The sequence below is a fragment of the Actinokineospora sp. PR83 genome, from assembly GCF_021056305.1.
GTDB classification, from domain to species: domain Bacteria; phylum Actinomycetota; class Actinomycetes; order Mycobacteriales; family Pseudonocardiaceae; genus Actinokineospora; species Actinokineospora spheciospongiae.
This window is the reverse complement of the sequence record NZ_JAJCXD010000005.1, coordinates 181,129-196,723: the sequence shown is the minus strand read 5'-3', so window position 1 is coordinate 196,723 and position 15,595 is coordinate 181,129. Positions and strand designations below refer to the sequence as shown.

15 protein-coding genes are annotated in these 15,595 nt (G+C 73.4%); 5 read left to right on the top strand and 10 right to left on the bottom strand.

Going from position 1 to position 15,595, the window contains the following annotated elements; translation table 11 throughout:
* The first annotated feature begins 41 nt into the window (after positions 1-41).
* Complete coding sequence (locus L6E12_RS02025) at positions 42-959, top strand: aminoglycoside phosphotransferase family protein (RefSeq protein WP_236226145.1); 918 nt, start codon at positions 42-44, stop codon at positions 957-959.
* A 47-nt stretch (positions 960-1,006) separates the two neighbouring features.
* On the opposite strand, the gene L6E12_RS02020 is transcribed toward L6E12_RS02025, so the two are convergent.
* Both L6E12_RS02020 and L6E12_RS02015 read right to left on the bottom strand, forming a co-directional pair.
* Positions 1,007-1,861, bottom strand: coding sequence for an adenylate/guanylate cyclase domain-containing protein (locus L6E12_RS02020; RefSeq protein WP_236226144.1), 855 nt, complete (start codon positions 1,859-1,861; stop codon positions 1,007-1,009).
* 88 nt (positions 1,862-1,949) lie between these two features.
* Complete coding sequence (locus tag L6E12_RS02015) at positions 1,950-2,570, bottom strand: TetR/AcrR family transcriptional regulator (protein ID WP_236226143.1); 621 nt, start codon at positions 2,568-2,570, stop codon at positions 1,950-1,952.
* Positions 2,571-2,643: 73 nt separating this feature from the next.
* Here L6E12_RS02015 and L6E12_RS02010 point away from each other — a divergent pair, with 73 nt between their 5' ends.
* The gene (locus L6E12_RS02010; RefSeq protein WP_236226142.1) at positions 2,644-3,303 is read left to right on the top strand and encodes a CatB-related O-acetyltransferase; all 660 of its coding nucleotides are present in this window, start codon (positions 2,644-2,646) and stop codon (positions 3,301-3,303) included.
* Positions 3,304-3,550: 247 nt separating this feature from the next.
* Here the strand turns inward: L6E12_RS02010 and L6E12_RS02005 are convergent, their stop codons facing one another.
* Positions 3,551-4,909 carry a GAF domain-containing protein gene (locus tag L6E12_RS02005; protein WP_236226141.1) on the bottom strand — a complete coding sequence of 453 codons (1,359 nt, stop codon included), beginning with the start codon at positions 4,907-4,909 and terminating at the stop codon, positions 3,551-3,553.
* Positions 4,910-5,064: 155 nt separating this feature from the next.
* Positions 5,065-5,796 carry an alpha/beta hydrolase gene (locus tag L6E12_RS02000; protein ID WP_236226172.1) on the bottom strand — a complete coding sequence of 244 codons (732 nt, stop codon included), beginning with the start codon at positions 5,794-5,796 and terminating at the stop codon, positions 5,065-5,067.
* Between the two features lie 299 nt (positions 5,797-6,095).
* On the opposite strand from L6E12_RS02000, the gene L6E12_RS01995 reads away from it, so the two are divergent.
* From L6E12_RS01995 to L6E12_RS01985, 3 genes are read left to right on the top strand one after another with little or no spacing between them, the layout of a single operon-like run.
* Positions 6,096-6,707 (top strand): dihydrofolate reductase family protein, encoded by a 612-nt coding sequence (locus L6E12_RS01995; protein WP_236226140.1) that lies wholly within the window; start codon positions 6,096-6,098, stop codon positions 6,705-6,707.
* Positions 6,708-6,746: 39 nt separating this feature from the next.
* Entirely contained in the window at positions 6,747-7,070 is a 324-nt protein-coding gene (locus L6E12_RS01990) for a YciI family protein (RefSeq protein ID WP_236226139.1), read from the top strand.
* Positions 7,067-8,302, top strand: coding sequence for an RNA polymerase sigma factor (locus L6E12_RS01985; RefSeq protein ID WP_236226138.1), 1,236 nt, complete (start codon positions 7,067-7,069; stop codon positions 8,300-8,302). Before L6E12_RS01990 ends, L6E12_RS01985 begins: the two co-directional genes overlap by 4 nt.
* Before the next feature lie 6 nt (positions 8,303-8,308).
* Here L6E12_RS01985 and L6E12_RS01980 read toward each other — a convergent pair whose 3' ends face one another.
* The 6 genes from L6E12_RS01980 to L6E12_RS01955 form a co-directional block, all read right to left on the bottom strand.
* Positions 8,309-9,367 (bottom strand): hypothetical protein, encoded by a 1,059-nt coding sequence (locus L6E12_RS01980; protein ID WP_236226137.1) that lies wholly within the window; start codon positions 9,365-9,367, stop codon positions 8,309-8,311.
* A 138-nt stretch (positions 9,368-9,505) separates the two neighbouring features.
* The gene (locus L6E12_RS01975; protein WP_236226136.1) at positions 9,506-10,684 is read right to left on the bottom strand and encodes a lipase family protein; all 1,179 of its coding nucleotides are present in this window, start codon (positions 10,682-10,684) and stop codon (positions 9,506-9,508) included.
* 315 nt (positions 10,685-10,999) lie between these two features.
* Positions 11,000-11,959: an alpha/beta fold hydrolase gene (locus L6E12_RS01970; RefSeq protein ID WP_236226135.1), complete on the bottom strand. Its 960-nt coding sequence runs from the start codon at positions 11,957-11,959 to the stop codon at positions 11,000-11,002.
* Between the two features lie 142 nt (positions 11,960-12,101).
* Positions 12,102-13,448, bottom strand: coding sequence for a hypothetical protein (locus L6E12_RS01965; RefSeq protein WP_236226134.1), 1,347 nt, complete (start codon positions 13,446-13,448; stop codon positions 12,102-12,104).
* A complete protein-coding gene (locus L6E12_RS01960; RefSeq protein WP_236226133.1) occupies positions 13,445-14,830 on the bottom strand; it encodes an alpha/beta hydrolase domain-containing protein in 1,386 nt (461 codons plus the stop codon). Before L6E12_RS01960 ends, L6E12_RS01965 begins: the two co-directional genes overlap by 4 nt.
* A gap of 114 nt (positions 14,831-14,944) precedes the next feature.
* Positions 14,945-15,523, bottom strand: coding sequence for a QsdR family transcriptional regulator (locus L6E12_RS01955; RefSeq protein WP_236226132.1), 579 nt, complete (start codon positions 15,521-15,523; stop codon positions 14,945-14,947).
* Positions 15,524-15,595 lie beyond the last annotated feature (72 nt).

The following is a 15,595-nucleotide window of genomic DNA, read 5'->3' as shown; positions in this document are numbered from 1 at the left end:
TCGGCTTCGGGTCGCGCGGCTGCCGCCGCTAGGGTGCGGGGGTGATCACCGAGGAAGAACGCACCGCCCGCTCCGCCCGCGCCCGCGACGCCGCCGTGGCCGCCGCGACCGACCTGGGCCTCGACGCCTCGGCGGCGGTGGTCGTCTACGACGTGTTCTCGGTGGTGGTCGACCTGGCCCCGTCGCCGGTGGTGGCCCGCGTGCCGGTCGTGACCCCGCGCGGCACCTCCCCCGCGGGTTTCCAGCGCACCGAGTTGGCGGTTTCGCGGTGGCTGGCCGGGCGCGGGGAGCCGACCGTCGTCCCCAGTGGACTCGTCCCGGCCGAGCCGGTCGTGCGCGACGGGTTCGCGATGACCTTCTGGGAGAAGGTCGACGGTGTCCTCCCGCCGGACTACGACGTGGTGGGGCGCATGCCCGCCGTCGCGCGCCTGCACTCGGTGCTCGCCGAGTACCCCGGTGAGGTCGGGTTCTTCCCGGGGATGCAGGGCTACGTGGACTCGGCCTTCGACGACCTCGCGGGCCGCGCGGACCTGCTGCCCGCGGCGGACCTGGCCCGGGCCCGCGCCGAGTGGGCGGCGCTGTCGCCCGCCATCGCCTCGCCCGAGGCGTTCGCCCGGGTGTTCCCCGGCGTCCCGGTGCAGGTCGTGCACGGCGACGCGCCGTACTTCAACCTCATCGAGACCGCCGACGCCGTGCTGTACTCCGACTTCGAGCACGTCGGGCTCGCCCCGGTGGAGTGGGACCTCGCGCACACCGGCGCCGAGGCGATCGCCGCCTACGACGCCGCGGCCGTCGACCTGGGGCTGCGGCCGGTGGACCCCGCCGCACTGCGGGCGGCGGAACGCCTGCGCGACCTGCAGGCCGTCGCCTGCCTGGCGCTGGTCCCGGAGTTGCCGCTGCTGGTCGACGGACTGGCCTCGACGGTGGAAACCTGGCGCGGCACCGAACCCTGGGCGTAGGGCCCGCCCCGACGACCGCCGGAATCGGTCACCCCCGCTCCCGCCGGTCAGACGGGTTGGTGGGAGGTCCACTCCACGGGGTGCAGCGCGTGGTCGCCCTTGAGGCCCTTCAGCTCGGTGCGCCGGGGCTCCGCGAGGCGGAAGCGGCCCGGGTCCGGGAGGCCGTCGAGGGTGTCCGCGCTGACGAGGACCTCTTCGCTGCCCGCCTGGGCCGCCACCCGGGCGGCGGTGGCGACGGTGCGGCCGAAGTAGTCGCCGTCGCGGGTGATGGCGGGTCCGCGGTGGATGCCGATGCGGACGGTGATGGGGGTGGCGCGCAGGGCCTTGTGCTTGCGCTGGGCCAGGGCGTGCTGGATGGCGATGGCGGCGGAGATGGCCGGTTCCGGGGTGCTGAAGGCGACCATGAAGCCGTCGCCGAGGGATTTGACGACGTGGCCCCCTCGGGTGTCGACCTGCGTGCGGACCAGGTGGTCGTGGGCTTGCAGGAGTCGGACCCAGGCCTTGTCGCCGAGTTCCTCGTTGAGGGTGGTGGAGTCGATGATGTCGGTGAACACGAATGTGATGGTGCCGTCGGGGGCGGTGACGCGGGCGAGTTCCCCGCGGTGCTCCTCGGCCCAGCGGGTCAGGTCGTCGAGCGAGCTCAGGAGCAGGCCGCCGACGCCGTGGCGGCGCAGGCGGGCCGCGGTGGTGTTGGCGATCCGGACGGCGCGGTGGGTCGCCCCCAGCAGACCTTCGGCGCGCGGCCCGGCGCCCAGTCGCGGCCGCGACTCCGGGCGCGAGCGGGTGGAGGCCAGCAGCCTGGCGTAGCGGCGCCTCGATCGCCCCAGGAGGATGGAGAGCACCAACACCGCGACCAGGGCCCCGACGGCGACCACGGACACTGCCACCAACCAGACGGTCACGACGCGCTCTCTCCTTCACGGCGGGCGGGCCCGGGCACCAGCATGCTACCCATCGGTAACCCACTGGGTGGCCGGTGTCACCACGATCTCACTGGGCTGAACCGTCCGGTGAGGGGTCGGTGAAGGCGCCCGCGTGCGCGGCGAGGACGGCGGTTCTGGCCGCCTGGTCCGGCAGGTCCGGGTCGGGCGGGGTGTGGAGCAGCACCAACTGGTGGTACAGGGGTGCGGTGGCGGCGACGAGCAGTCGCCGGGCGTTGGTGTGGGTGGGGAGTTCGGTGCGGTGGACGGCTCGGTCGACGATGGCCTCGCAGCGCCGGTACCGGTCTTCCCAGAGCCGTCGTTGGGCGAGTTCGGCCCTCTCGGAGCGGAACGAGGCCGCGATCAGGGCCGCCGTGATCGAGGGTTCCGCGACCAGCGAGTCCTGGATCTCCCGGTTCAGCGCCGCCAGGTCCCCCTGCAGGGAACCGGTGTCGGGGGGCTGCCAGTCGTCGTCGCCCGCCGCGTCGAGGGCGTCGGCGAGCAGGCCGCCGACATCGCCCCAGCGGCGGTGGACCGTTGCGCGGTGCACGCCTGCCCGGGCGGCGACGGCTTCCACGGTGAGCCCGTCGTAGCCGTGCTCGCCGAGTTCGGCGAGGGTGGCGTCGAGGACCTGCTGACGGGTGCGGGCGGTGCGGCCGCCGGGGCGGCGGCGCGGGGTCGGGGAGGTCATCGCTGGTGATCCGGTTGCTCGGCGGGGCGGCGTCGTGACAGGATCTTAATGCAACAGCCGTCGCGATAGGGGGATGTCCGTGCCGTCGACCGAGCCTGCCGACCCGACCGCGGTGCACCCGATGCCCGAGCAGCCGCGGGTGGTGCTGCTGAAACCGCTGATCACCTCGCCGCTGATCGAGGTCGGGGAGTTCACCTACTACGACGACCCCGGTGACCCGACCGCCTTCGAGACCCGCAACGTGCTGTACCACTACGGGCCGGAGAAGCTGGTGATCGGGAAGTTCTGCGCGCTGGGCGAGGGCGTGCGGTTCGTCATGAACGGCGCCAACCACCGCATGGACGGCCCGTCCACGTTCCCGTTCCCGATCATGGGCGGTTCCTGGGCGCAGCACTTCGACCTCATCACCGGCCTCCCGGGGCGCGGCGACACCGTGGTGGGCAACGACGTCTGGTTCGGCTACCGGTCCACGGTGCTGCCCGGTGTCCACATCGGCCACGGGGCGATCGTCGCCGCCGGGTCCGTCGTCGTCGACGACGTCCCCGACTACGGGGTCGTCGGCGGCAACCCCGCCCGGCTCATCCGCCGCCGCCACAGCGACGCCGACATCGATCGCCTCCTCGCCCTGTCCTGGTGGGACTGGCCGCTGCCGCACCTCACCGACCACATCCGCACCGTCATGTCCGGCACCGTCGACGACCTGGAGCACGCGGCCCCCGCGCGTCCGAGCTGACGCCCCCCGGAAACGATCCACTCCGCACAGGCGATGGCGCCGGTGTCGCACCGCTTTCCCGGGGCGGTTGTCCTGCGAGTGCCACCGATGGGCCGGTCGGACCCGCGCCCTCGACCTCGACCGCGGGCACCCTGTCCTTCGACGAGCACGGCGACGCCGAGTTCCCGACCTTCGTCGTCCACCAGGTACACCGGCCGGGAGTGGCGGCCGGTGTACCCGGGCGGGCTGAACCGCTGAGCCGCGCGCGTCAGCGGTCCGCGCGGTCGTCCTGGTGCGGCGGTTCGGCGGTCGGGGCGTGCAGTGCCTGGACGGGCCCGCGGTTGAGGTAGGCGGCCAGGCCGCCGAGTTCCTCGCTGGCGATGAACGCCGACCGCACGTTGAGGAGGGCTTCCTCGGCATGGGTCTGGCAGCCCCACGCCGCGTCGCCCCAGGAGTCGGCGACCTTGAGCTCGGCCGGTGCGGTGCACCCGTCGGCGGCGCCGAGCGTGCACTGCTCGGGGTGCGGCACGGCGGCCTGCGCGGCCGCGGCGGTGCGCATCCGGGTGGCCAGTTCCGCGGCGGCGGCGGCGCGCTGCTCGGCCTCGGCGCGCAGTTTCTGCTCGGTGCGCACCGCCTTGGCCAGCTCGTCGCGGGCCGCCTCGGCGCGGGTTTCGGCGTCCCGCCGCGCCTGCTCGTCGTGGTGGCGTTCGATGGCCAGGGCCGCGGTGCCCGCGAAGACCCTGGCGAGGGCGAAGTCGAAGTCCTGCGGGGCGCGCGGGATCCGGTGGTACATGGCGAAGGTGCCCAGCAGGCTCCCGTCGCGGGCCAGGATCGGCGTGGACCAGCAGGCGGCCAGGCCCGCCCGGTCGGCCAGGTCCCGGAAGTCGTCCCAGAACGGGTCGGTGCCGATGTCGGTGACGATGACCGGCTCCCGCCGGTGGGCGGCCGTGCCGCACGAGCCGACGCCGTCCCCGGTGGCGATCCCGTCGATGGCCTCGTTGTAGAAGTCGGGCAGGCTGGGCGCGGCCCCGTGGCGCAGGTGCAGGCCGTCGGGGTCGGCGAGCAGGACGGAGACGAGCACCTCCTGCGGTGCGAGGTCCTCGATGCAGCGGGCCATCCCGTCGAGGACCTCGGCCAGGGGCGCCTGCCTGGCGATCTGCTCCAGCAGGGCGCGGTGCTCGGCCATCAGCTGGTGGGCGTGCCTGACCTGGGTGGTCTCGACGCCGATCACCCGGATCCCGACGACGGTGCCCTCGGCGTCGCGGCGCGGCTCGTAGGTGAAGTCGAAGAACGCCTCCCGCGCGTTCGGGCCGCTGTCGAGCACCACCCGGACGTCGCGGCCGGTGTGGGGCTCACCGGTGCGGTGGACCTGGTCGAGCAGGGCGATGAAGCCCTGACCGGCAGGCTCGGGCACCAACTCGGCGAGCGGCACACCGGTGCGCGCCCGCTGCTCACCGATCGTGGCGAAGAACGCCGGGTTCGCCGTCTCCACCACGTGCGTCGGCCCCGCCAGCGAGGCGAACACGGCGGTGGACTGCCCGAACAGCGCCCGCAGGTCCTCCTCCGCCGCCTGCCCGGCAACCGCAGGACCCGTGGGCAGGGGGTGCTGGCTCGATGCCGCCGTCATGGTGTGGTCCGTTCCTCGTCCGTGGGGTGCCACCGTAATACCCGGGACGTGTTCGGGCGTCACGGGCGACCGGCTGAGGCCGCGACCACCCGCCGAGGACGGCTGGAACCCCGTCCTCGGCGGGCAGCTCGCCCGCCGTCAGCCGCGGCCCGACCTCACCTCAGGTGCCGGAGGAAGAACCGGTTCCCGTCGTCGCCCTCGAACCGCGGGACGCCGGTGTGCCCGCCCGTGTTGGCGTGCAGTGTCTTCTCCCCGGAGCCGAAGGCGTCGAACAGGTCCAGGGCCATCTGCCGGTCGTTCCCCTCGTCGTCCCACTGCAACAGGACCAACAGCGGGATGGTGACCCGCCGGGCCTCCTCGACGACGGCGCGCGGCACGTAGCTCCCGGCGAACAGGAGGGCGGCCGAGATCCGCGGTTCCTCCACCGCCAACCGGACGCCGATGGAGATCACCCCGCCGGAGAACCCGACCGGCCCACCGATCCCGGGCAGCGGCAGGAGCGCGTCCAGGGCGGCCCGCCACTCCGGGACCGCCTCGTCGACCAGCGGCAGGACCAGCCGGTCGACGACCTCGTCGGGGACCGGCTCGCCCGCCTGCACCGCCCGGCGCAGGTCGGCCCGGGCCTCCTCCGCGGCGGCGGACCGGGGTCGGTCACCGCTGCCGGGGAGTTCGATGGTGGCCGCGGCGAAGCCCTCCGCCGCGGCGTGCCGGGCCCGGTCGACCAACCGGGGGTACATCCCGTCCAGTCCGCCGGGGTGGCCGAGCAGGATCAGCGGGGCCGGTGCGGACGCGGGTTCTGGCGTCCACAGGATGCCGGGGACCTCGCCGAGGGTGAACCCGCGTTCGAGGACACCGTCGTCGAAGCGCTGTTCGGAGGTGAATCGCATGGTCATGCCTTTCGGGAGAGCTCGTGAACGGCGCTCCCGGACGACCTACCGCCCGACCGTGACCCGCGAGGGGAGCACCCATGTCACCACGTTCACGGGTACCACCTCCTCGATCTCTCGCACGGCCGACGGCAAGGTAGCAGTGCCCGCCGCGGTCCACCGACGGGTTTTCGCACGACCTCCGCGACCGCCCGGGTGGATCGAAAAAAATCCGGGAGGCGGTGTCGGATCGGGGTGGTGGCGTTCGTTGCAGGGGTGAGGCCGCCGACGGGGTGGTCCGGACGAGGGGAACCGCGACGATGAGGCTGACGACGATGACCCAGGTCACCATCGACGGGGTGATGCAGGGCAACGGGCACGCGTCGGAGGAGGACCGCGAGAACGGGTTCGAGCGCGGCGGGTGGGCCCGCGGGCGGGGCGACGACGAGACCAGGGAGTTCATCACCCGGACCTACCAGCGCGCCGAGGCGTTCCTGTTCGGCAGGCGCACCTACGAGCTGTTCGCGAGTTCCTGGGGGTCGAACGACGAGATGCGCGCACATCCCGTCGGCGTCGCGCTGCACGGGACTCCGAAGTACGTCGCCTCGACCACGCTCACCGCGCCGACCTGGGAGGGCACGACCGTCCTGGGCGGTGACCTCGCGGCGGCCATCCGCGAGCTGAAGGCCAGGCCCGGGGGTGAGTTGCAGGTGCACGGCAGCGGCGTCCTGACCCGGTGGCTGCTGGAGCACGACCTGGTCGACGAGATGACCCTGGTCGTGATCCCGGTGGTCGTCGGTCAGGGTGCGCGGCTGTTCCCGGAGACCGGCCCGGACCTCGCCCTCGACCTGGTCGAGTCGCGGGTCGACTCGAAGGGCGTGACGATCCAGGTCCACCGGCCCGCCGGGCGCCCGCGGTACGCGACGGTCTGAAGTCCCCGCTTTCCCCACGACACAGGAGATGATCCTCGGATGCAGTACCTGGTTTCCGTCATCGACGACAAGGTCAACCCCGGCAGCGCGGACCGGCAGCCCGCCATCAGCGCGTTCAACGAACGGCTGATCGCCGAGGGCCACTGGGTCTTCGCGGGCGGGCTCGCCGACCCCGACGCCGCCACGGTCGTCGACAACCGGGGCGAGCAGGTCGTGTTCAGCGACGGGCCCTTCGTGGAGTCGAAGGAGTACCTCGCGGGCGTCTGGGTGTGGGAGGCCCCCGACCTGGACGTGGCGCTGCGGCTCGCCACCGAGGCGTCGGAGGTGTGCGACCGCAAGGTCGAGGTGCGGCCGTTCCGGTGAGCGACGTCGACGAGGCGGTCACCCGGGCCCACCGCGAGCAGTGGGCCCGGATGGTCGCCGCCCTGACCAGGCGCTTCGGTGACCTCGACATCGCCGAGGAGGCGGCGGCCGAGGCGTTCGCGACCGCCGTCGAGCGGTGGCGGGCCGACGGCGTGCCCCCCAACCCCGGCGCCTGGCTGACCACCACCGCCAACCGCAAGGCCATCGACCGCGTCCGGCGCGAAGACAAGCGCGACGCCAAGCACGAGGAGGCCCGGCTGGTGCACGACGACGACCCGACCGAGCCCCCCGGCGCCATCGACGACGACCGGCTCCGGCTGATCTTCACCTGCTGCCACCCGGCGCTCGCGCCGCAGACCAGGGTGGCCCTGACGCTGCGCATGGTCGGCGGGCTGACCGTGCCCGAGATCGCCCGCGCCTTCCTGGTGGGCGAGACCGCCATGGGGCAGCGGATCACCCGCGCGAAGGCCAAGATCGCCGCGGCTCGCATCCCCTACCGCGTACCGTCCGCCGAGGACCTCCCGGCCCGCGTCACCGGTGTGCTCACCGTCCTGTTCCTCGTCTTCAACGAGGGCTACCTGGCCACCGGCCCCGACACCGACCCGGTGCGCCACGACCTGACCGCCGAGGCGATCCGGCTCACCCGCCTGGTCCGCGCCCTCCTGCCGGAGGACGGCGAGGTGGCCGGGCTGCTGGCGCTGATGCTCCTCACCGAGGCCCGCCGCTCCGCCCGGGTCTCGGCCGACGGCGAACTGGTCGCCCTCCCCGAGCAGGACCGGGGGGCCTGGGACACCGCCCTGATCGCCGAGGGCCACCGGCTGGTGCGCGAGCGCCTCGCCGCTGCCGCCGCCGGGGTGGCCCCGGGCCGCTACCAGGTCCTGGCCGCGATCAACGCCGTGCACACCTCCGCCCGCGACACCCGCGACACCGACTGGTCCCAGGTCCTCGCCCTCTACGACCGGCTCGTCCGCCTCGACCCCTCACCGGTCGTCGCCCTCAACCGGGCCATCGCGGTCGCCGAACTCGACGGCCCGGACGTGGCACTGGCCGCCGTCGACCGCTTGGAGGACGAGCTGTCCGGCTACCACGCCTACCACGCCACCCGCGCCGACCTGCTGCGCAGGCTGGGCCGCAGCGAGCAGTCACGCGCGGCCTACGACAGGGCGATCGAGCTGGCGGGCAACACCGCCGAGACCGCCCACCTGACCCGCCGCCGCGACCAACTGGGGTAACACGGCCTAGCTCTCCCGCGGCGGGACGTTGAGCACCTCCAGGTAGAGCTTCCGGACGATCGCCTCCTGGGTCGCGCCCGTCGACACGTAGTGGTCGAGCCCGGGGGTGCCGTTGACCTCGATCACCGCGCCCTCGCCCTCGTCGGAGGTGATGTCCGAACAGGCCAGGTCGACACCGCAGAACCTCAGGTTGAACAGGCCCGCCACCGTGACAGCCAGGGTGACCCACCGTTCGGCGACGATCCCGGTCACGTCGTCGGCGGTGCCCCCCGCCGACAGGTTGGAGATGTCGAGCAGGCGGACCCGTTCACCGGGGCCCGGCACCGAGCCGAACGTGCGCCCGTCCCGGCGCAGTCGCGCCTCGATGCGGGCGTCGCCCGCCCTGAGCACCGTGTCGCGGAGCCCGAGGCTGTACGACTCCTGCAACCGGGACATCAACTCGGTCACCGTGGACGTGCCGTCCCCGACGACCGCCAGGGGGTTGCGCCGGTAGGCGGAGATGAGCTTCCCGTCTAGCACGACCAGCCGGTAGTCCGGCAGGTCGATGGCCTCCTCCACGAGGGCCACCCTGACCCGTTCCTCCTCGAACGCGGCGAACACCCCGGCGAGGTCCGCCTCGTCGAACACCCGCCACACGTTGATGCCCTTCGAGCCGTCGACGGGCTTGACGTACACCGGGAACCCCAGGTTGTCCCGCACGTACTCGGCGGCGGCGTCGACGGTGCGCAGCGCGTGGTGGCCGTTCGACTCCATCCGGGGGCGGATGCGCTGGGCCCACCAGGGGAGCAGGAACGACTCGCCCCGGGCGCAGGGGACACCGGAGCGGCGCAGGAAGAACTTGGTGTAGGCCTTGTCCTTCACCACCTCCTGCGCGGCACCCGAGTTCAGCCCGACGTCGTTCCCGCGAGTCGTGCGGTACGTGCCGTTCGCGTAGTGGATCCTGGTGACGTACCCGTACTCCGGCTCGACTTCGACGTCCACGACGTTGGACAACGAGCCTTCCGCGAACAGCGTGGCCACCATCCGGGTGACGTACGGGTAGTGCGACGCACCAGCGATGTCCATGTCGCGACACGTTACCCCGCAACGGATCCGTCCCCGGGGTGGCCCGGGAGCCGTTCAGCGCGCTCCTGGTGACACCAGGAAGAGCCGTGCCCCCGCCTGCGGGGAGGCGGGGGCACGGCGGTCGAGCAGGAGCGCGGGTCAGCAGTTGTTCTTCGGGGCCTTGCCCGCGAACCGGTCGGTCAGGAACTTCTCCACGTCACCCGCGGCGAAGGCCATGGTGCTGACGTGCTCGCCGAAGAACGCTCCCCACTGGACCTTGACGCCCGCCCGGCAGTAGTCCTTGCGCAGGGTCTCGGCCTGCTTGAGCGGGATGATCTCGTCCACCAGCCCGTGGTAGAGGAAGACCGGGGCGTTCGGCTTGACCTTGCCCAGCTTGTTCAGGGCGAGCTTGGACTGCCACTCCTGGGTGTTCAGCGGGTTGGTGGTGGTGTAGTCCGAGATCTTCTGGAACGCGTAGCCGAACACGGCGTCGACGCACACGTCCTGCTTGGTCGCGTAGAGCTCCTTGCCCTTGGCGTTGAGGTAGGACGGCAGGTCCAGCTCCGGGTAGGCGGAGTTCAGGCCGAGCGAGGCCAGCAGCAGGAAGCCGAAGCCGAGGCTGCCGTCGAGGGACTTGGCGACCTCGTTGAGGTCGGCCGGGGTGCCGCCCGCGGCGATGCCCACGACGTTGAGGTCGGGGGCGTAGGACGGGGCCAGCTCACCGGCCCAGGCCGCGCCGCCACCGCCCTGCGAGTAGCCCGCGAAGGCGATCGGACCACCCGAGGCCAGACCGGCCGCGGGCAGGCGGGTCGCGGCGCGGGCGGCGTCGATGACCGAGCGGCCCTCGGACTGGCCGACCACGTAGGTGTGCGTGCCCGGGGTGCCCAGGCCCTCGTAGTCGGTCGTGGCGATCGCGTACCCCTTCTGCAGCAGCGGGTCCGTGAAGGGCGCCTCGTAGTCGAGGAACTTCGACGGCGCGCAGCCGTCGCCGATGCCGCGGGTGCCCGGGGCGGTGGAGACGATCGGGCGCGGGCCCGCGCCGGTCCACGCCGCCTGGGGCACGAACACCCGGCCGGAGACCGCGATCGGCTGCCCGGTGGCCGACTCCGAGCGGTACAGGACCAGGTAGCCCTTGGCGCCCGCCTTCCCGGCGATCTCGCGCCACCAGATCACGTCACCGTTGTCGCCAGGCGGCAGCGGGTTCGGCGGGGTGTAGAACGCGTCGCCGATGGGGCCCTGCGGGGCCTCGGCGGCCTTGGTGACCGGCGCGGCGGACACGGTCGAGAAGACACCGACGGTCGCGGGGACGGCCAGCGCGGTGACGACCGCGGCGACCACGGGCCACCGCCGTGCCCCGCCTTCGGACCTGCGGAAGAATCGGGACACTGGCCTCACGGGACTCCTCGTCGAGCATACGTCTGACCTGGGGGAAACGTGCTGTTTCCGAAATGAATCTACAAGCGCGACCGACAGCCGGACAACCCCGCTGAAACATCGAATATCTATCTGATGAGCGCAATTCCCAGTGCAGGAATGAGCGTTCGCGCTGAAAAGCGGCCCACCACCCCGCAAGTGGGACGGGGACCCACCGGTGGTCTCGGCACGGGGTCGGGGCGCGGCCCGCGCGGCGGTCTCGCCCCGGAGCGGTCCGCTTCAGCGGCGGCACTCCGGCAAGCGGTCCAGGATGTCGACGACCCGGCGGAACTGCTCCTCGGTCGCGGCGTGCCCCGCGTCCACTGTGTGCGTGTCGAAGCGGTTGTGCGGGGTCAGCCGGTCGGCCTCGGCGATCATCCGGTCCTGCAGCGCGAGCGGGATCACCCGGTCCGCGGTGTGCCGGATGTAGGTGCGCGGGATGCGGCCCCAGGTGTCCGCCCGGACCTGGGAGTTCTCCCGGCCCACGGTCAGCGATTCGTCGGGTTGCAGGTGGGCGAGCACCGAGTGGAACTCGGCGTCGCCCGCGCCCGCCATCAGCACCTCCCTCAGCGCGGCCAGCGCGGCGGGGTCGGCGGTGCGGTAGTTGACCCGCACCGCGCCGATGACCGCGGGGTCGGCGACGACCAGACCGGCGAGGTTGCCCGCCAGGGTGGTCGACCCCTCCGGGGTGTTCAGGTAGTCCTCCGGGCAGGGCAGGTCCACGCAGCAGAACGCGGTGTCGTAGACGATCCGGTCGATGAGGTGCGGCACGGCGTTGCCGACCCGGTTCAGCGTCGCGCCGCCCATGCTGCCGCCGTAGAGGACGACCGGGCCGAACTCGGCGACCGTGCGGACCACCTGGACTGCCGCCGCGGTGTAGGCGTCCAGCCCGATGCCCGCCACCGGTGACGGTCGGGTCGCCAGCGACACCGGGTCCTGCGGGCACTGGTAGTCGAGGGCGAACTGGGCATCGGTGGCGCGGTGCCCCGGCAGGCCCACTCCGACGGTGCGGTGCCCGCGCAGGGACAGCGCGTCGATCCCGCCCGGGGTCCCGCTCGCACCGGTGACGACCACGAACGTCGTCGTGCCTGCCCTGCTGTTGCGCGCCTGCGCGGTCGTGCCGCACCCGGCCAGGGTGAGCCCGCCCGCCGCCGCGCCCGCGCGCAACGCCGTTCGCCTGGAATGCGTCGTGTTCGCCATGGCACCGAGTAGACCGCGGTGAGCCGCCGTCCCGGAAGCGGAGGAGGTAGGCCCCGGGGGCTACGAAAGTCGCACGGTGCAGGGCATTTCGGCTGCACGGCGGCTCCCGCGGCGATGCCGCGGGAGCCGCCTCCGGTGGTGCTCAGGAACCGATGCCGACGTAGTCCTTGAACTGCACCGTGATCGAGTGCTGGTCCGACGGCCAGTTCCGCGTGGCCACGGTGCGGATCGCGCCGCCGCTGCCGCGCACCGACTGGGTCACCCGGACGGTGCGGCCCGCGTCCGGCTGGGCGGGCACGTACCGGTCGGTCCCGGTCACGAAGGGCAGCGCGCTGAACGGGGGCAGCGCCACCCCCGGCGCGGACGCGCCGTCGCAGCCGTCGTCGAAGACGAAGGCCGCGAGGACCTGGCGCAGCCGGGGGGCGATGGTGGGGGCCAGGACGTCCACGCCGTCGAACCACAGGCGGTCGTTGTCGCCCGCGGCCGACTGGTCGGCCCACCACTCGCGGTTCCGGATCACGGTGAAGGCGGAGTGGCCGGGGCACCTGTCGACGTTGTCGGTGATGCCACCGGGGCGGGAGAGCTGCAACCGCACGAAGCGGTTGGAGCGCTCGAACGGCTCGAAGTAGTAGTGGTGGGTCTGCCGGCCCTCGCGCACCACCTCCGCCTCGTAGTGCTTGCGGCCGTTGACCTCCAGCGGGCCGAAGGAACCACCCGCGCCGATCGTGACCGCGTGCGCGGCCCCACCCCGGCGGGCGCCGGTGCGGTCGTCGACCTCCCAGACCCGCAGCACGCCCTCGACGGCCTGGTTCTGCGGGTAGTACAGCACCCGCCCCGCGATCTCGACCCGGTCGGGCAGCTCGGGCAGCACCGCGGTGGTGAGGGCGGGGCGGTCGCGCAGGAACCGGTGCACGTGGGCGAAGCCCTCGGCCGAGGTGGTGGTCTCGGTGTGCCCCAGGGTGGGCAGGTGCACGTTGGTCGCCCCGCCGATCGAACCGCCGGGTTGCAGGCTGCCCCAGAGCGCGAGCGTGGGGACGCCGCCGGGCAGGGTGGCGCTGGAGCGCCCGTCGACGTTGACGTACCTGCGCACCGAGGCCGCCCGCTCGGGCGCGGCGAGGTAGGTCTGCACGACCGACGTGCCCCGGGAGTGCGCGATGACGTCCACCCGCGGCGACCCGGTGCGGGCGCGGACGCCCGCGATGAACCCGTCGAGCCCAGCGACGGCCTGGTCGTTGCTCGCGACGCTGGTGTCGTACTCGTAGGCGTGCAGCAGGTCGTCGGCGTAGCCGTTGACCGAGAACCGCATGGCGTTGGACTCCCACTGCTGCGCCGAGCCCTGCTGGCCGTGGACGAACACGACCGGGGTGAACCCGGCCCGCACCCCCGCGACCGCGGCCTGCGCCGGGGTCACCGCCGAGGCCGCGACGAGCGCCAGCAGCCCCGCGAGCACCCCCGATCGGCGCCACCGGGTCGATGTCAGGACGTTCATGATCCTCCTCCGTGGTGGGCGGGCCGCCCGATGCCGCTCGCGACGGCGTCCCGCAGGTTCTCCCGCGCGTCGGCGGGCAACAGGTGACCCGCGCGGACGTTGGCGGCGTCGGTGCTGATGACCGGGCCCAGGTAGCTCGCGGCGTTCGGGTAGAGCTGCGCCAGCGCCCGCCCGTCGAAGGGCTCGTGGGTGCCGAACAGGCGGCAGAACGCCTCGCCGGTGTTGTCACCGGTGTTCAGCGCGGTCGGCGCGGTCACCTGCGAGAGGCGGATGCCACCCAGGGCGAGCCCCAGCGCGTCGCGCTTCTTGGTGACCCCGTCGGCCTCGAACTCCAGCGGCCGGGCCGTCGGCGGCGGCGTGCCCCGCTCCACCCACGCGCGCAGGTGCTCGTAGGCCGCCGCGGTCACGTGGTGCATCGGGACCCGGCTGAACGGCGGCCGGTCGCAGGCGTACTCCGGTGCCCCGCCGAGGTCGCGCTCGGAGATGGGGGCGCGGTAGACCTGCCCCTCGTACCCGGAGTGCGCCGCGCCCGCGACCTCCCAACGGCGGAACCGGTCGGTATCCGCGGGCCGCTGCGCGCTGCGCACGTCGGTCTCGGACTGCACCTGGAAGACCGGCTCCGCGCCCGCCCGCGTCGGCGCCGCGCCGACGACGAAGGCGTAGCCGTCGAACACCGGGCTCGTCCGCGGCAGCACCCGGTCGTAGAGGACCGCCATCCGAGCCGAGGACTGGGAGGCCCCGATCGCCAGCAGGGTCCTGGTCCGCAGCCCGCCCATGACCGCGCCCAGCTCCACGGCCCGGCCCGCCTGGGTGAAGATGTCGTAGGACAGCTCGTCGGCGGGGAAGCGGCCGCCGCCGGTCACGTCGAGGCCGCCGTAGCGGGCGGGGCTCCACCCGCGCAGCTTCTCCGCGCCGACCCGCTGGGCCGACACCCCGACCCACGCGTGGCCCGCGCGCACCACCGAGTCGGCGTTCCACAGTGCGTCCAGGTCGTACCCGGCGGTGACGTTCTGCCACTCCACCAGGGTCGTCCCGGAGAAGTCGCGGGCCAGCGCGGGCCGCCGCACCACGACCCTGGTCGTGTACGGGACGTCGTCGGCCACCCGCGCACCCGCGGCGGACCAGCCGTCGGCCAGCCCGGAGAGGTGGAACTCCTGCTCGACGTAGCCGCGCGCGGTCAGGTCGACGGGGGTGGCGAAGAAGGGATATGTGTCCTCGATCCGCTCGGCCAACCGATCGCCGGGCACGGTCCCCGGCAGCGGACCGACCACCCGGGGCACGGGCTCCGCGGCGGCGGTGGCCGACGCCGGGACGGCGTTCGGGGCGAGCAGGGCGAGCGCGGCCGTGACCAGGCCGACGCGGCGCCAGGGGGAAAGCGGCATACCGGCTCCCGCGACGATGGGGGATGGGGGCACACGGAACGTAACCGGGCCCGCACACCCCGCACCAGGACGGGCGGCGATCGTGAGACCGCTGTCGCACGGGCGCGGGTCACCTCACCCGGAGGGCCGCAGCACCGCCCTGGCGGCCCGTTCGGCCAGGTCGGGGTCGAGCGGGGCACCGCCCAGCAGCTCGGCGTAGATCATCGACTCGACGATGCGCACGTAGAGGTAGGCGAGCTGGTCCAGCGCCGACGGCGACCACGGCGCACCGGGGCCGTGCACCTCCCGCAGGATCTCCCGCTGCGCCGACACCGCCCGCCGGTGCACCCCGCCGGTGGCGTTGAACAGCACCCGCGCGGCCGTCTCCGGCTCACCGCGCAGGAACGCCAGGAACGGCGCCGACCCGCGGAGCTGGTCCGTGAACCGCTGGGTCACCTCCAGGACGCCGTCGTCCCCGCCGCGCCTGCGCTGCTGCCGCGCCCGCACCAGGAGCCGTTCGGCGAGCAGCCACAGCACGTCGCCGAGCAGGCCGTCCCGGCTGTGCACCACCCGGTAGAGGGTCGCCCGGCTGATGGCCAGGGCCGTCGCCAGCCGGTCCATGTCCACCGTGCCGTGCCGCAGGAAGAACCGGGACGCGCCCAGCACGACCTGTTCCCGGCTCACGACCCGCCGGGCGCCGACCGGGCTCGCCATGACGCCTCCACTCCCGTCGGGCCGCCCGCCCGCACTCCCACCCATCATCGCCTCCACCACCACCCGGCCACG

Excerpts from the sequence above, each read along its gene's own strand:
- L6E12_RS01965 (WP_236226134.1), bottom strand. The coding sequence starts at position 13,448 with ATGAACGTCCTGACATCGACCCGGTGGCGCCGATCGGGGGTGCTCGCG.
- L6E12_RS02005 (WP_236226141.1), bottom strand. The coding sequence starts at position 4,909 with ATGACGGCGGCATCGAGCCAGCACCCCCTGCCCACGGGTCCTGCGGTT.
- L6E12_RS01995 (WP_236226140.1), top strand. The coding sequence starts at position 6,096 with ATGAGGCTGACGACGATGACCCAGGTCACCATCGACGGGGTGATGCAG.
- L6E12_RS02015 (WP_236226143.1), bottom strand. The coding sequence starts at position 2,570 with ATGACCTCCCCGACCCCGCGCCGCCGCCCCGGCGGCCGCACCGCCCGC.
- L6E12_RS01960 (WP_236226133.1), bottom strand. The coding sequence starts at position 14,830 with ATGCCGCTTTCCCCCTGGCGCCGCGTCGGCCTGGTCACGGCCGCGCTC.
- L6E12_RS02010 (WP_236226142.1), top strand. The coding sequence starts at position 2,644 with ATGTCCGTGCCGTCGACCGAGCCTGCCGACCCGACCGCGGTGCACCCG.
- L6E12_RS02000 (WP_236226172.1), bottom strand. The coding sequence starts at position 5,796 with ATGCGATTCACCTCCGAACAGCGCTTCGACGACGGTGTCCTCGAACGC.
- L6E12_RS01990 (WP_236226139.1), top strand. The coding sequence starts at position 6,747 with ATGCAGTACCTGGTTTCCGTCATCGACGACAAGGTCAACCCCGGCAGC.
- L6E12_RS01970 (WP_236226135.1), bottom strand. The coding sequence starts at position 11,959 with ATGGCGAACACGACGCATTCCAGGCGAACGGCGTTGCGCGCGGGCGCG.
- L6E12_RS01955 (WP_236226132.1), bottom strand. The coding sequence starts at position 15,523 with ATGGCGAGCCCGGTCGGCGCCCGGCGGGTCGTGAGCCGGGAACAGGTC.
- L6E12_RS01980 (WP_236226137.1), bottom strand. The coding sequence starts at position 9,367 with ATGGACATCGCTGGTGCGTCGCACTACCCGTACGTCACCCGGATGGTG.